Source organism: Peristeroidobacter soli (assembly GCF_004138485.1).
GTDB classification, from domain to species: domain Bacteria; phylum Pseudomonadota; class Gammaproteobacteria; order Steroidobacterales; family Steroidobacteraceae; genus Steroidobacter; species Steroidobacter soli.
On record NZ_RYEV01000006.1, the window covers coordinates 102,669 to 116,849 of the forward strand.

The window sequence follows — 14,181 nt, forward strand, 5'->3', positions numbered from 1 at the left end:
ATGACGCTGTACCTCATATTGATCTTACCGTTCGTCGGCGCCCTGGGCGCGGCGCTCCTGCGGGCCAATGCCCGCAACGTGGAAGCCTGGCTCGCGGGCCTGGTCGCGCTGTCGTGCGCGGCGATATTGGCGACGTTCTACCCGGACATGGTCGCCGGGCGCGTCGTGAAGGTCGCGGTCGACTGGCTGCCCCAATATGGCCTGACGTTCGGGCTGCGCCTCGACGGGTTCGCCTGGATGTTCGCCATGATGGTGACCGTCATCGGCGCGCTGGTGGTGGTGTATGCGCGCTATTACATGTCGCCGGCCGATCCGGTGCCGCGCTTCTTCTCGTTCCTGCTGGCGTTCATGGGCTCGATGCTCGGTGTGGTGCTGTCGGGCAATCTGATCCAGCTGGTGATGTTCTGGGAGCTGACCAGCTTCACCTCGTTCGTGCTGATTGCTTACTGGTATCACCGCACCGACGCACGAGCCGGCGCGCGCATGGCGCTGACCGTGACGGCCGCCGGTGGCATGTGCTTGCTGGCCTCGGTGCTGATGATGGGGCACATCGCGGGCAGCTATGACCTCGATCAAGTGATCGCGGCGGCGGATGCGATCCGCGCGAGCGAGCTTTACCCGTGGATTCTGTCGCTGGCGTTGCTCGGTGCATTCACCAAGAGCGCGCAGTTTCCATTTCACTTCTGGCTGCCTCGCGCGATGGCGGCGCCGACGCCGGTGTCGGCCTATCTGCACTCGGCGACCATGGTCAAAGCCGGTGTATTCCTGCTGGCGCGACTGTGGCCGGTGCTGTCGGGCACCGATCTTTGGTTCGCCATCGTGTGCAGCGCTGGCCTGGCGTCGCTGCTGGTCGGCGCATATGCCGCGACCTTCCAGCGCGACATGAAGGGCGTGCTGGCGTATTCCACCATCAGCCACCTCGGGCTCATCACGCTGCTGTTGGGCATGAACAGCACGCTCGCGCTGGTCGCCGCCGTGTTCCACATGCTCAATCACGCGACCTTCAAGGCGTCGCTGTTCATGGCCGCGGGCATCGTCGATCACGAGACCGGCACGCGGGATTTGAAACGCCTCGGCGGCCTGTATCACGCGATGCCGATCACCGCGACACTGGCGCTGGTCGCTGCTGCGGCCATGGCGGGCGTGCCGCTGTTGAACGGGTTCCTGTCGAAGGAAATGTTCTTCGCGGAAACCATCTTCGCCGGCGAGGAGCTGTGGTTGCGGATCACGCTGCCGGCGACCGCGACCCTGGCGGGCATGTTCAGTGTCGCGTACTCGGCGCGCTTCATTCGGCAGGTGTTCTTTGGCACCGCGCCCGGTGAATTGCCCCGTACGCCACACGAGCCGACGCGCTGGATGCTGCTGCCGAGCGCGATGCTGGTGCTGGCGTGTTTGCTGGTGGGCATGTTGCCTGGACGCACGGTCGGACCGGTGCTGGATCTTGCGACCCGTGCGATCTTGAGCGACGGCCGCGTGCCCAAGTACAGCCTCGCGGTGTGGCATGGCTTGAACTTGCCGTTGCTGATGAGCGCGGCCGCCTTCGTGGGTGGCCTCGCGATTCATGCCTGGCTGACGCGGCTCGGTCACCCGGAGGGCGTGCTGGCGCCGCTGTTCCGTCGCTTCGATGGCAAGCGAGCATTCACGATCGTGCAGATCCGAATGATCCGCGCCGCGGGCGCATTGGTTCGTCTCCTCTCTTCGTCGCGACTGCAGACGCAATTGGCACTCATCATCGTCGCGGTCATCGCGGCTGCGATGGTCGCGACGCTGGGAGAATTGAACTTCGATGCCAGCACTGCCTTGACCCAGATCGATCCGGCCTTCGCGTTGCTGTGGCTGGTCGGTGCGGCATGCGCGGTCGGCGCGGCGTTGCAGGCGAAGTTCCATCGTCTCGCGGCATTGATCATGGTCGGCTGCGCCGGCCTGGTCACATCGCTCACGTTTGCATGGTTCTCCGCGCCGGATCTGGCGCTGACCCAAGTGAGCGTCGAAGTCGTGACGACGGTGTTGTTGCTGCTCGGCTTGCGCTGGATGCCGAAACGCATGCCGCTGGAGCTGCAGAATCGGGATTCGGTGCGCGCGCGTGCTCGTCGCATTCGCGATGCCACGCTCGCCGTCGTTGCAGGCATCGGTATGGCGGTGCTGGCTTACGTGGTGCTCACCAAACCGGCTGGGCCGGGCATTCGCGATTTCATCGTGAGAAACACGCTGCCGGGCGGAGGCGGGCACAACATCGTCAACGTGATCCTGGTCGATTTCCGCGGCTTCGATACGTTCGGCGAGATCACGGTGCTCGGCATCGTCGCGCTGACGATCTACAAGTTGTTGCGTCGATTCCGGCCGGCGCCGGAGGTCGTCACGAACTCAGCGGACAAACGCGATCCAGCGCGCGAGCTGCCCGATCCACGCGATCCAGTACCGAAGGGTGCGATGCTCGTGCCGGCGATCATCGGGCGCTTGCTGTTGCCGATGGCCGGCGTGGTCTCGATCTTCTTCCTGTTACGCGGTCACAACGCGCCCGGCGGCGGATTCGTCGGCGGCCTGGTGATGGCGACGGGATTCATCGCGCAGTATCTGGTCAACGGCACGCTGTGGGTGGAGTCCCGGCTGCGTATTCATCCGCAATATTGGATAGGCGGCGGCCTGCTGTGCGCGGCCGGTGCGGGCTGTCTCGCGTGGTTCGCTTCGCTGCCGTTCATGTCCGCCATCGTTTGGGAACCGAAGTTGCCGTTGTTGGGCAAGCTGCATCTGTCGAGTGTGCTGGTATTCGATCTCGGTGTGTATCTGCTCGTCGTGGGCACCACGACTCTCATGTTGATTGCCTTGGCGCATCAGTCGCTGCGCAGTCATCGCCGCGCGGGGGAGACCGAGGACATGACCAGCGTCAGGATGGTTCGCTGATGGAACTGATTTATTCCCTTGCGATCGGAGTGTTCTTCGCATGCGGTGTGTGGTTGCTGCTGCGGCCACGTACCTTTCAGGTGATTCTCGGTCTGGCGCTGCTGTCCTATGCGACCAACTTGTTCATTTTCGCGATGGGGCGGCTGACGCTCGACCGGCCGCCGCTGATCGATCCCAACGTGGTGGCGGACGCGTCGCTCTATGACGATCCGATTCCGCAGGCGCTGGTGTTGACCGCCATCGTCATCGGCTTCGCGACCACGGCGCTGTTCCTGGTGATGTTGATCGCTTCGCGCGGCTTTACCGGCACCGACCATGTCGACGGCGTGGAGAAGGGCGAATGAGCACGCTGCTTCGACACCTGCCGGTTTTGCCTATCGTGCTGCCGCTCATCAGCGGCGCGCTGCTGCTGTTCCTGCCGCAAACGCGCACGGTGTTGCGGTCGTCGATCGCGTTACTCACGACACTGGCGCAGGTGGCGATTGCCGCGTACCTGGTGTATCGGCTGATCTATCCGCAGCCGGGATTGCTCGAGCACGGTGTCGAGGTGTACGCGCTGGGCGGGTGGATCGCGCCCTACGGTATCGTCCTGGTCGTCGATCGATTGTCGGCGTTGATGCTGGCGTTGAATGCGGCCATCGCGTTACCCGTGCTGGTCTATTCGCTGGCCAGTTGGGACCGCATCGGCGTGCATTACCACTCCATGCTGCAGTTCCTGTTGATGGGGCTGAACGGCGCGTTTCTCACCGGCGATCTGTTCAACCTGTTCGTGTTTTTCGAGATCCTGTTGTCGGCGTCCTACGGTCTGTTGTTGCATGGCTCGAACTCCGTGCGCGTGAAGGCCGGTTTGCACTACGTGGCGGTGAACCTGACGGGCTCGCTGATTTTCCTGATCGGCGTGGCGTTGATCTATGGCGTCGCCGGCACGCTGAACATGGCGGATCTGGGCGTGCAATGGGCCGCCATGGCACCGAACGATCGCAGTCTGTTCGAAGCGGGTGTCGGCATTCTGGGCATCGCGTTTCTGATCAAGGCGGGCATCTGGCCGCTCAACTTCTGGCTGCCGACGACCTATACCGCCGCGAGCCCGCCGGTCGCGGCGATGTTCGCGATCATGACCAAGGTCGGCGTTTATTCACTGTTGCGCATGGGCTCGTTGCTGGCGGTTCCTGAAACGCCGGCGCCGTTCGCCGGGCCCTGGCTGTTCTATGGCACGGTCGCGACGATGTGGTTCGGCATCGTCGGCATGCTCGCGGCGAAACAGTTGACGCGTCTGGTCGCGTTCTCGGTGATTGCTTCCTCAGGGACGTTGCTTGCGGTGGTTGCGCTGGGTGTCACGTCGGCGATCGCGCCGGTGCTGTTGTATTTGATTGCGTCGGTGCCCGCGGGTACGGCGTTCTTCCTGATTGCCGGCATGACCGAGCGATTGCGCGTCAATGCCGTCACCGAGACGATGGCGCCGCAGCCGACGACATACACGGCCTTCATGGCGGGCGAACCGCACGAGGTCGGCGACAACGAGCTCGACGAAGTCGGCGTCGCGATTCCCGCGGCGCTGGCGTTTCTCGGCATGGCGTTCGTGAGTTGCACGGTTCTCACCACCGGTCTGCCGCCGCTGGTGGGATTCATCGCGAAGTTCTCCATGATCTCGGCGCTGCTCGGCGCGGCGATGGATCAATCTTCCATGGATGCGTGGCTGTTGATTGTTTCATTGCTCGCGGCGGGCTTCGCGGGATTGTTTGCTTTTACCAAGCGCGGCATGCGCAGCTTCTGGTCGACGGGAGCGACGACGCCCCGGCTGCGTTTCATCGAGGCCATGCCGGTCGCGTTCCTGATCCTGCTGTCCGTGGCGATGACGGTCCTGGCAGGGCCGGTGATGTCATATCTCGATCTCGCCGCGGAATGGCTGCATGAGCCCAGCTTCTATATTCGCGCTGTGCTGCCGACGCGGGAGGTGCTGCCATGATGCGCATCCCAGTGTTGTTGCCGCTCGGGCTAACGGTGCTGTGGCTCGTGCTCACCGAGACGCTGACCTTCGGCAACGTCCTGCTGGGCCTGGTGGTGGGTTTCGGCATGGTGCTGAGCTTTCAGAAGCTGCGACCGGTCCGGCCGCGTCTCGGCCGGGTGCGCGTGGCGTTCGGCCTGGCGTTCAAGGTGCTGGTGGACATCGTCAAATCGAACTTCGCCGTGGGCCGCATCGTGCTCGGCATGACGGGCGGTCGCGAAGTGCGAAGCGGCTTTCTGGATATTCCATTGGACATGCGCGATCCGCACGGGTTGGCTGTGCTGGCGATGATCGTGACCGCCACACCCGGCACCGTCTGGTCGGGCCTCACCGATGACTCATCGGTGCTGAAACTGCACGTGCTGGATCTGCAGGATCCCGAAGAATGGATTCGCACGATCAAACAGCGCTACGAGCGGCCCCTGCGGGAGATCTTCGAATGAACGCCGTACTGAACGGGGCGGTGTGGTTCGCGCAGTTGTGTTTCGCCCTGGCGATGGTGAATGCCGCGATCGCCATGATGCGAGGGCCGACCGCGCAGGACCGGGTGCTCGCGCTCGACACGCTCTATATCAACGGCATGTTGACGTTGCTGCTGTTCGGCGTGCGCTGGACGTCGGTGGTGCACTTCGAGGTCGCCATGCTGATCGCGCTGTTCGGTTTCGTCGGCTCGGCGTCGCTGGCGATGTTTCTATATCGGGGCGAGGTGATCGAGCCATGATGCCGGATATTCCAACCTGGGTCGCGGTGCCGGCCACTCTCCTGCTGATCGTCGGCGGGCTGCTGACGCTGGTGGGCTCCATCGGATTGTTACGGCTGCCGAATTTCTTCATGCGCATCCACAGTGTTTCCATGGGCAACACGCTGGGCGTGGGCTGCGTGCTGGTGGCTTCGATGCTGATCGCGTCGGCGGTGGCTCACCGGCCGGTCATTCATGAGCTGTTGATCACCCTGTTCGTGGTGGTCACCGCGCCCATTACCGCCATCGTGCTGATGCAGGCCGCGATTCGCAGGACCAAGCCGCCGAAGCCGTGATTTGCCCCGACGTTCCGGGTACAGTGCGGCATCCGTTTCTTGGCGTGGCATCGATGTTCGCTCGGGGAGTTTCGCCGTGACTGAGTCCAGCCGCAGCGTCCTGCTCGTCTCCGGCGACGAAATCGCCCGCTATGGCTTCGGCGACGGACACCCGTTCGGGACCGATCGTCACGAAGCGTTCATGCGTGAGCTGCACCAGTGCGGCATGGACGGGCGGGTCCTGCGTGGCAGTGCCCGGCTGGCTACTCGTGAAGAGCTCGAGTGGTTTCATACGCCGGCCTACGTGGACCTGGTGCGCGACCGGTCCGTCACCGGCCATGGTTATCTCGATGCCAGCGATACGCCGGCATTCCGCGGCGTTTTCGAGGCGGCCAGCCACGTCGTCGGCGGCACTTTGACGGCGGTCGAAGCCGTCATGAGCGGCAAAGCACGGCGGGCCTTCATTCCCATCGCCGGTCTGCATCACGCGGCCCCCGAGCGGGCGGCCGGATTCTGCGTGTTCAACGACTGCGGCGTCGCCGTCCATTATTTACGGCGACGGCATCAGCTCAAGCGCGTCGCTTATGTGGACATCGACGCCCATCACGGCGATGGCGTGTTCTATGCGTTCGAGGACGATCCGGATCTGCTGTTCGCCGACATGCACGAGGATGGCCGGTATCTCTATCCCGGCACCGGCCATGCGAACGAAACCGGGGCCGGGCCGGCGCGCGGCACCAAGCTCAATATTCCGCTGCCGCCGGGCGCGGAGGACGACGAGTATTACCAGGCCTGGGCCCGGATCGAAGCGTACCTGCTGGCCGCCCGGCCCGAATTCATCCTGCTCCAATGCGGCGCGGACAGCCTGGCCGGGGATCCAATAACCCATCTGCGCTTCAGCGAGGGGGCCCATGCTCATGCGGCGGCCCGCGTGTGCGCCATCGCCGACCAGCTCGGCCATGGCCGTGTGGTCGCCATGGGCGGCGGAGGCTACAACCGCCGCAATCTGGCCCGGGCCTGGACCCGGGTGGTGGAGTCCTTCCTGGATGCCGAGGAACAGCGGGAAGCCGTCCACCTGGAAGCCTCCTAGCCGACTGTACCTGTCCGGCTCCGCTGCACGTGTTGCCGCCCGCAGGGCCTGCTTTCCCGTACAATCGGCGCCCCCACTGCCGAGGTATCCATGTTCCCCGCCAACGCCAACATTGCCGGTTTCGATCCGGAGTTGCAGGTTGCGCTCGACGCCGAGCGTGCCCGTCAGGAAGCCCATATCGAGCTGATCGCGTCGGAAAACTACGCCAGCCCCCGCGTGCTCGAAGCCCAGGGCTCGGTGCTGACCAACAAGTACGCCGAAGGCTATCCGGGCAAGCGGTATTACGGCGGTTGCGAGCACGTCGACGTGGCCGAACAGCTGGCCATCGACCGCGCCAAGAAACTGTTCGGCGCCGCTTATGCCAACGTCCAGCCGCACTCCGGCTCGCAGGCCAATGCCGCCGCCTATCTGGCGCTGATCAACCCGGGCGACACCATCATGGGCATGAGCCTGGATCATGGCGGCCACCTGACTCACGGCGCCAAGGTGAATTTCTCGGGCAAGCTGTTCAAGGCCGTGCAGTACGGTCTGAATCCGGCGACCGGTGAAATCGACTACGACCAGGCCGAGCGTCTGGCGCAGGAACATCGTCCGCGTCTGGTCATCGCCGGCTTCTCGGCGTACTCGCGCGTCGTCGATTGGGAACGTTTCCGCAAGATCGCCGACGGCGTCGGTGCGTATTTCCTGGTCGACATGGCCCATGTCGCAGGTCTGGTCGCCGCGGGTGTGTATCCGAGCCCGGTGGGCATCGCCGACGTGACGACCACGACGACTCACAAGACGCTGCGCGGCCCGCGCGGCGGCCTGATCCTGGCGCGTGAGAACGAAGAGATTCAGAAAAAGCTCAACTCGCTGGTGTTCCCGGGCACGCAGGGCGGCCCGCTGATGCACGTGATCGCCGCCAAGGCGGTGGCGCTGCTCGAAGCGCTGCAGCCCGACTTCGTCACTTATCAGAAGCAGGTCGTCGCCAACGCGCGCGCCATGGCTGCCGCTTTCATCAAGCGCAACTACAAGGTTGTGTCGGGCGGCACGGACAATCATTTGTTCCTGCTCGATCTGATCGGCCGTGACATCACGGGCAAGGATGCGGACGCAGCGTTGGGTCGTGCTCACATCACGGTGAACAAGAACGCGGTGCCGAACGATCCGCGCTCGCCGTTCGTCACCAGCGGTCTGCGCATCGGCACGCCGGCGTCGACCACTCGCGGCTTCAAGGAAGCGGAAGTGACCGACGTGGCCAACTGGATCGCCGACATTCTCGATGAGAATGGCAGCGAGGCCGCGGTCAACCGGACGCGGGCCAAGGTTGAAGAGATCTGCCGCAAGTTCCCGGTCTACTCGCGATAGGTTGATGTGAGCTGTACACGGGCCACCCCGGGTACATGGATGTACCCCGCCGCCACAGGCGGCGAGCGAGAGGCAAAAGTCGCGCCTTTTGCCGGCTCGCCCGAGGGTCGTGGCAGGATGCCCGATCCCGAGTTTTAATCAGCCATGCACTGTCCGTTTTGTAATCACGAAGAAACAAAGGTCATCGATTCGCGGCTGGCGGGCGAAGGGCAGCAGATTCGCCGCCGCCGCGAATGTCTGGAGTGCGGCGAGCGCTTCACGACCTTCGAGACCGCCGAGCTGGTCATGCCTCGCATCATCAAGAGCGACGGCAGCCGCGCGCCTTTCGACGAGCAGAAGCTGCGCAACAGCTTGCTCAAGGCGCTGGAAAAGCGGCCGGTGTCGAGCGAGGCGCTGGATGCCGCCGTCGTGCACATCTGTCACAAGCTGCGTGCGCTGGGCGAGCGTGAAGTGGCGGCGCGACAGATCGGCGAGATGGCGATGGAAGAGCTGCACTCGCTGGACGAAGTCGCGTACGTGCGGTTCGCTTCCGTGTATCGAAGTTTTCAGGACGTCGACGCGTTCCGCGAGGAGATCGAACGCATGCGGGCCCGCGTTCGCGATACCGAAGGGCAGCTGCCGCTGTGGAACGGCGGCGAAGCCAAGAAGAAGTAGCCGTGTTTTCTTTGTTCGACGAGCGAATGATGCAGCGGGCGATCGAGCTCGCCGCGCTCGGTCGTCACACCACTCAGCCCAATCCCTGCGTCGGCTGTCTCGTTACTCAGGGTGAGCAGATCGTCGGCGAGGGCTGGCATCGCAAGTGGGGCGAGCCGCACGCTGAGCCTCTGGCTCTGCAGGCGGCGGGCGAGCGGACCCAAGGTTCGACGGTGTATGTCACGCTCGAACCGCATTCCTATCAGGGGCGCACGCCGCCGTGCACGGACGCGTTGATTCGCGCCGGCGTGCGACGGGTCGTGATTGGCGTGCTCGATGCGAATCCCAAGGTCAGTGGCGATGGCGTGCGTCAGCTCGAGGCCGCGGGCATCGAGGTGCAGGTTGGATTGCTTGCCGAGGCTTGTGGTGAGTTGAACCTCGGCTTCGAGAAACGAATGATCACTGGCCGGCCGCGCGTGATCGTGAAAACCGCGATCAGCCTGGATGGACGCATCGCGCTCGCGAATGGCCAGAGCAAATGGATTACCGGCGCGGCGGCTCGTGCGGACGTGCAGCGTCTGCGTTCGCGAATGAGCGCGGTGTTGACGGGCATCGATACGGTGCTCGCGGATGATCCACAGTTGAATGTTCGCAACCCGTCGATTGATATGCTCGGTCGTCAGCCGCTGCGCGTCGTGCTCGACAGCAAACTGCGCATGCCGCCTGGCGCGGCGATGCTGAAGCTGGCGGGGGAGACGGTGGTGTTTACCGCTGCGGGCTCCGATGTGGCATCGAGCAGCCGGTTGATTGCCGGCGCGACGCCGAACGGCCAAGCGTCATCTTCAGTCAGCGCCGCGCGAAGCGCAGGCGCGGCCGAAGGCGGTGCGGCGAATGCCGCCGCTGATCGACTGCGCGAGGCCGGAGCGGAGGTGACTGTAGCGGCGGTGGATGCGGACGGTCGCATCGACCTGGGTTTCGTGATGGACGAGTTGGGGCGCCGGCTATGCAACGACGTGCTGGTCGAGGCAGGGCCGACGTTGGTCGGGCGCATTCTGCAGCTCGGCCTGGCGGACGAGATAATCGCCTACGTCGCGCCCGTGCTGCTCGGCCCCGACGCGCGCGCCATGGCCAATCTGCCTGCATTGCAGGCGCTGGATCAGGCGCAACGCTATACAATGCACGCCGTCGACCGCATCGGTGACGACGTGCGATTGACCCTGCGGCAGTCCGGCAAGGCGCCATAGTCGTTTTCAATCAGCGACTGCTCGCAATGCCCAGCGGCTTTGACCAGTCTATGATCGCGCGCCCGCCCGAAGTCGCGAGTGGCGACACCGGGTCGTTCGTAATTTTCGATGGTTGTTTTCGCATCCGGCGATAGGCTCGAAATGTTTACTGGCATCGTGCAATCTGTTGGCGAAGTTCGCGCCGTGACGTCGCGGGGCGGAGATGTCGAATTGCTGATCGGCGCCCCCGGGCTCGACCTGAAATCGGTCGGCCTCGGCGACAGCATCAGCTGCAGCGGTTGCTGTCTCACCGTGACGCGCATCGAAGGCGATGCCTTCGCCGCCGACGCCTCGTTGGAGACATTGAACGTGACCACGCTCGGTCAGTGGTGCGCCGGCCAGAAGCTCAATCTGGAAAAAGCGCTGTGCGCCGGTCAGCCGCTCGGCGGTCACTATGTCACCGGCCATGTCGACGGCATCGCCACTGTGACCGAACGCGTCAACGACGCGCGGTCGATTCGCGTGCAGTTCGAAGTGCCGGCACCGCTCGCGAAATACATCGCTCGCAAGGGCTCGGTCTGCATCGACGGCGTGAGCCTCACGGTGAACGACGTCGACGGCGCGAAATTCTCCGTCAACCTGATTCCCCATACGCTCGAAGTCACCACCTTGAACGAGTACCGCGTCGGCACGCGCGTGAACTTCGAGGTGGATATCATCGCGCGCTACCTCGAACGCCTGAACGCCCCCGCCTGAGACTCGCATGAAGCTGAACACTATCGATGAGATCCTCGCCGACATCCGCGCCGGCAAGATGGTCATCATCATGGACGATGAGGATCGTGAGAACGAAGGCGATTTGGTGATGGCCGGCGAGTTCGTTCGTCCCGAGGATGTGAACTTCATGGTGCGCTATGCGCGCGGCCTGATCTGTCTCACGCTGACTCGCGAGCGTTGCAAACAACTGCGCCTGCCGTTGATGGTGAGCGAAACTCACATCGATCATCGCACCAATTTCACGCTGTCCATCGAAGCGGCCGAAGGGGTGACGACTGGCATCTCGGCGCACGATCGTGCCGCGACGATTCGCGCGGCCGTGCGTAAGGATGCGAAGCCGGAAGATCTGCGTCAGCCGGGTCACATCTTCCCCATCATGGCGCAGCTCGGCGGCGTGCTCACGCGTGCCGGTCATACCGAAGCAGGTTGCGATTTGACACGTCTGGCCGGCGTGGAACCCGCCGCCGCCATCGTCGAGATCTTGAATGACGACGGCACCATGGCGCGTCGGCCCGATCTGGAGAAGTTCGCCAAGCAGCACGACCTCAAGATCGGCACCATCGCCGACCTGATCCGCTATCGCCTGGACAAGGAACGCTCGGTGGAGCGTATTTCAGAGCAGCAGGTGCAGACCGAGTTCGGTCCGTTCCGCATGTTCTGCTACGAAGATCATGTGAATCGCACCGTGCACCTGGCGCTGGTGGCGGGTGAGTTGCCCAACGACAGGCCGCCGCTGGTGCGGGTGCATTTGAAGAACACGCTGGGCGACGTGGTCGGCATTCACGACCCCGCGCTCGGCTGGCCGTTGCGCTCGGCCATGGCTCGCGTGGCCAAGGAGGGCAATGGCGTGATCGTGATCCTGCGGCCCGACGAGACGCCGCGCGATCTGATGGACGCCGTGCAGGCGATCAGCCAGACGGGCGCGGGCCAGGCGCCGCGCAAGGTCGGTCCCGAAGTACTGCGAACCTACGGCATTGGAGCCCAGATCCTGCGCGATCTGGGCGTGAGCCGGATGCGGGTGCTGTCGGCGCCCAAGCAGATGCAGGGCCTGTCGGGCTTCGACCTGGAAGTGGTCGAGTACGTCCACGGCTGACTACCAACCACTAACCGCCAACCGCTTCGGAAAGAGGGGCCAGGGGCATCCTAGGCCCGGGGTGCCCATTTCCGTATACTTCGCCCCCCGTCCCGCGGCTATTACCAGCCTGACCCCATGGATTCCATCAAGACCCTCGAAGGCGACCTGCAATGTCGCGAGCTGCGTTTCGCCATCCTGGCGTCGCGCTTCAATGAGTTCATCGTCGATCAGCTGGTGAAGGGCGCGGTCGACTCGTTGCGCCGGCATGGCGCCAGCGACAAGCAGATCGAGATCGTGCGCGCGCCGGGTGCGTTCGACCTGCCGGTCGTGGCCCGCAAGCTGGCGTTGAGCAAGCGTTATGACGCCATCATCGCGCTCGGCGCGGTCATCAAAGGCGCCACCGCGCACTTCGATTATGTCGCGGGCGAATGCGCCGGCGGCCTCGGTCGCGTGGCCAACGACACCGGCGTTCCGGTCTCGTTTGGCGTGCTGACGACGGACACCATCGAGCAGGCGGTCGAGCGTGCCGGCACCAAGGCGGGTAACAAGGGCGCGGACGCGGCCGTAACCGCGATCGAGCTCGCCAATCTGTTGCGCAAGATCGAAGCTTGATGACCGACGAGGCTCCCAAAGAAATCCCCCGTGGCACCGGCTCCCGCGCGCGTTCGCTCGCGCGCAAGCTGGCGATGCAGGCGTTGTATCAATGGCAGTTGACGCAACAGACGGCGGTCGAGATCAAGCAGCAGTATCTGGAGAGTGACGATTCGGCGGGCGTCGACGAGGATCATTTCGTCGAGCTGCTCACGCAGGTCATCGAGCGTCACGAGGAGATCACGAGCGCGTTGAAGCCGTTCGTCGATCGTCCGCTCGAGCAGCTCGACCCGGTCGAAGCCGCGATCCTGATGGTCGGCATGTACGAGCTGAAGAACCGTCTGGATATTCCCTATCGGGTCGTGATCAACGAAGGCGTCGATCTGTGCAAGCGCTTCGGCGCCACCGACGCGCACAAGTACATCAACGCCGTGCTCGACCGGGCCGCTCGCGAGCTGCGCGCCGCCGAGCGGCAGTAAGTCGACTACGGCGCCACCCACCGCCCGGGGACAGATTTTAAATCTGTCCCCATTCCGACCTGTCAGCTACTCTTCCTTCATGAGCCTCGGAGAGTTCGACATCATCGCCCGGTATTTCGCTCGCAAGAGCGGGCGGAGCGATGTGTTGCTCGGTGTCGGCGACGATGCGGCTGTGCTCGATACGCACGCCGGCCGCAAGCTGGTCGTGGCGATGGACACCGTCGTCGAGGGCGTTCATTTTCCTCCCGAGACCGACGCCGCCGACATCGGCTATCGCGCCCTCGCCGTGAATCTCAGCGACATCGCTGCGATGGGCGCCGAGCCCGCCTGGATGACCTTGTCTCTTTCGCTGCCGCGCGCGAGCGAGCAATGGCTCAATGGTTTTGCGGGCGGGCTGTTCGAACTGGCGGATGACTACAAAGTCGCGCTCGTCGGTGGCGATACGGTGCGTGGGCCGTTGGTGATCACGGTACAGATTGCCGGCTGGGTCGAGTCCGATGCGTGGCTCACGCGTTCGGGCGCCAGACCGGGCGATTTGTTATTCGTCTCCGGCATTCCAGGCGAGGCGGCCGCCGGTCTCGCGGTGATTCAACGACGCATTCTGGGCGGCGAGGCCGCCGCCTTTCTCAGGCATCGTTTCCTCCGACCGCGACCGCGAATCGAGTTGGGTCGGCAGTTGCGAACGGTTGCAACAGCAGCCATGGATGTTTCCGACGGTCTGCTGACCGATCTCAAGAAGCTCTGCGCGGCGAGTGGTGTCGGCGCGCAGCTGAATGTGGATTTGTTACCTGAGTCCGCCGCCATGCGCGAGCTGTTCGAAGCGGAGGATGGATTGCAGTACGCACTCGCCGGCGGCGACGACTACGAGTTGTTGTTCACCTTGCCGGCCGATCGTGCTGCCGCGGTGGTGAGCTCGTTGCAGCTTCAGCAGCGAGTGACTCAAATCGGCGTCATTACGGCCGATACGGATGTGGTGTGCCTGCGGAACGGTCAGCCGTTCAGGATCAAACGCGCCGGCTACGATCATTTCGCGGCTGGCCAGTAGA

General features: G+C 64.0%; 15 protein-coding genes. All 15 read left to right on the forward strand.

Features of this window, described 5'->3' with window-relative positions; all coding sequences use genetic code 11:
- The 15 genes from EKO19_RS26970 to thiL all read left to right on the forward strand — a co-directional run bounded on the left by EKO19_RS26970 (position 1) and on the right by thiL (position 14,180).
- Positions 1 to 2,901, forward strand: coding sequence for a monovalent cation/H+ antiporter subunit A (locus tag EKO19_RS26970; RefSeq protein WP_129780504.1), 2,901 nt, complete (start codon positions 1 to 3; stop codon positions 2,899 to 2,901).
- A complete protein-coding gene (locus EKO19_RS26975) occupies positions 2,901 to 3,245 on the forward strand; it encodes a Na+/H+ antiporter subunit C (RefSeq protein ID WP_129780505.1) in 345 nt (114 codons plus the stop codon). The genes EKO19_RS26970 and EKO19_RS26975 overlap by 1 nt, the downstream gene beginning before the upstream one ends.
- Positions 3,242 to 4,867 carry a monovalent cation/H+ antiporter subunit D gene (locus tag EKO19_RS26980; RefSeq protein WP_129780506.1) on the forward strand — a complete coding sequence of 542 codons (1,626 nt, stop codon included), beginning with the start codon at positions 3,242 to 3,244 and terminating at the stop codon, positions 4,865 to 4,867. The genes EKO19_RS26975 and EKO19_RS26980 overlap by 4 nt, the downstream gene beginning before the upstream one ends.
- Complete coding sequence (locus EKO19_RS26985; protein ID WP_456107276.1) at positions 4,867 to 5,349, forward strand: Na+/H+ antiporter subunit E; 483 nt, start codon at positions 4,867 to 4,869, stop codon at positions 5,347 to 5,349. Before EKO19_RS26980 ends, EKO19_RS26985 begins: the two co-directional genes overlap by 1 nt.
- Entirely contained in the window at positions 5,346 to 5,627 is a 282-nt protein-coding gene (locus tag EKO19_RS26990) for a K+/H+ antiporter subunit F (RefSeq protein WP_129780508.1), read from the forward strand. The genes EKO19_RS26985 and EKO19_RS26990 overlap by 4 nt, the downstream gene beginning before the upstream one ends.
- Positions 5,624 to 5,941 (forward strand): monovalent cation/H(+) antiporter subunit G, encoded by a 318-nt coding sequence (gene mnhG / locus EKO19_RS26995; RefSeq protein WP_129780509.1) that lies wholly within the window; start codon positions 5,624 to 5,626, stop codon positions 5,939 to 5,941. The genes EKO19_RS26990 and mnhG overlap by 4 nt, the downstream gene beginning before the upstream one ends.
- A 76-nt stretch (positions 5,942 to 6,017) precedes the next feature.
- Positions 6,018 to 7,010: an acetoin utilization protein AcuC gene (locus EKO19_RS27000; protein WP_129780510.1), complete on the forward strand. Its 993-nt coding sequence runs from the start codon at positions 6,018 to 6,020 to the stop codon at positions 7,008 to 7,010.
- A gap of 90 nt (positions 7,011 to 7,100) precedes the next feature.
- Positions 7,101 to 8,357 (forward strand): serine hydroxymethyltransferase, encoded by a 1,257-nt coding sequence (gene glyA, locus EKO19_RS27005; protein WP_129780511.1) that lies wholly within the window; start codon positions 7,101 to 7,103, stop codon positions 8,355 to 8,357.
- Positions 8,358 to 8,501: 144 nt separating this feature from the next.
- The gene (nrdR, locus tag EKO19_RS27010) at positions 8,502 to 9,011 is read left to right on the forward strand and encodes a transcriptional regulator NrdR (RefSeq protein WP_129780512.1); all 510 of its coding nucleotides are present in this window, start codon (positions 8,502 to 8,504) and stop codon (positions 9,009 to 9,011) included.
- Between the two features lie 2 nt (positions 9,012 to 9,013).
- Complete coding sequence (ribD, locus tag EKO19_RS27015) at positions 9,014 to 10,234, forward strand: bifunctional diaminohydroxyphosphoribosylaminopyrimidine deaminase/5-amino-6-(5-phosphoribosylamino)uracil reductase RibD (RefSeq protein WP_246038978.1); 1,221 nt, start codon at positions 9,014 to 9,016, stop codon at positions 10,232 to 10,234.
- Between the two features lie 141 nt (positions 10,235 to 10,375).
- Positions 10,376 to 10,969 carry a riboflavin synthase gene (locus EKO19_RS27020; protein ID WP_129780513.1) on the forward strand — a complete coding sequence of 198 codons (594 nt, stop codon included), beginning with the start codon at positions 10,376 to 10,378 and terminating at the stop codon, positions 10,967 to 10,969.
- Positions 10,970 to 10,976: 7 nt separating this feature from the next.
- Positions 10,977 to 12,083: a bifunctional 3,4-dihydroxy-2-butanone-4-phosphate synthase/GTP cyclohydrolase II gene (ribBA, locus tag EKO19_RS27025; RefSeq protein WP_129780514.1), complete on the forward strand. Its 1,107-nt coding sequence runs from the start codon at positions 10,977 to 10,979 to the stop codon at positions 12,081 to 12,083.
- A 117-nt stretch (positions 12,084 to 12,200) separates the two neighbouring features.
- Positions 12,201 to 12,677, forward strand: coding sequence for a 6,7-dimethyl-8-ribityllumazine synthase (gene ribH / locus EKO19_RS27030; RefSeq protein ID WP_129780515.1), 477 nt, complete (start codon positions 12,201 to 12,203; stop codon positions 12,675 to 12,677).
- On the forward strand, positions 12,677 to 13,135 hold the full coding sequence (gene nusB, locus EKO19_RS27035) for a transcription antitermination factor NusB (RefSeq protein ID WP_129780516.1): 459 nt from the start codon (positions 12,677 to 12,679) through the stop codon (positions 13,133 to 13,135). The genes ribH and nusB overlap by 1 nt, the downstream gene beginning before the upstream one ends.
- 79 nt (positions 13,136 to 13,214) lie before the next feature.
- On the forward strand, positions 13,215 to 14,180 hold the full coding sequence (thiL, locus tag EKO19_RS27040; protein WP_129780517.1) for a thiamine-phosphate kinase: 966 nt from the start codon (positions 13,215 to 13,217) through the stop codon (positions 14,178 to 14,180).
- The last annotated feature ends 1 nt before the right edge of the window (position 14,181 follow it).